This is a genomic window from Bartonella sp. AD328YNZD (assembly GCF_042196425.1).
The window spans coordinates 1-835 of record NZ_JBHIQG010000668.1 but is presented as its reverse complement, the minus strand read 5'-3'; the positions used below and the strand labels follow the sequence as shown (position 1 = coordinate 835).

Annotated in this window: 1 protein-coding gene; it reads left to right on the top strand. The window is 39.2% G+C overall.

The annotated features are described in order from the left end of the window. A partial coding sequence (virB11, locus tag ACFIO3_RS14370) for a P-type DNA transfer ATPase VirB11 (protein WP_375704709.1) occupies nucleotides 1–834 on the top strand: 834 nt, incomplete at its 5' end. Nucleotide 835 lies beyond the last annotated feature (1 nt).

Here is an 835-nt window from a genome sequence, read left to right as displayed (position 1 = left end):
GGTATGGCTCCCAGAAGTATTAATTATGTGCTCTTGCCTGGTGGACAACGTGGTACAATTATACAAACACCAGCTGTTGTTGATGGTGCTCTTTCCTTTGTAATTCGTAAACATTCTCTCATAGTTAAGACGTTAGAAGAACTCAAAGAAGAAGGGGCATTTGACGATTTTTCTGATGTAAGTTTTAATAAACCTTCAGCAAAAGAAGCCAATAATTTGTTATCGAAGCAGGACTTCACACGGTTGGAACCATTTGAAGTTCAACTCTTACAAAGTAAACGTGAGGGAAAAATTCTTGAATTTTTGGAAGAATGCGTCCTTCACAAACGCAACATTATTATTGCAGGCAAAACAGGATCTGGTAAAACAACATTTGCTCGCTCTTTAATTGAAAAGGTTCCTGTAGAGGAGCGTATTATCACAATTGAAGATGTTCATGAGCTTTTTCTACCCAATCATCCCAATCATGTACATATGATTTATGGTAACAATGTAGGCCGTGTTTCAGCTGAAGAATGCCTAGATGCATGTATGCGTCAGTCGCCTGACAGAATTTTTCTCGCTGAATTGCGAGGCAATGAAGCATGGGAATATCTCAATTCGCTCAACACTGGTCATCCCGGGTCGATTACAACAACGCATGCCAACAGCGCTTTGCAGACATTTGAGAGATGTGCCACCTTGATTAAAAGATCAGAAATTGGCCGGCAACTCGAGTTAGAAATGATAAAAATCGTTCTCTATACAACAGTTGACGTAGTGTTGTTCTTTAAAGATAGAAAACTCACTGAAGTCTTTTACGACCCGATTTTTGCTAAATCAAAAATCGCTTAAG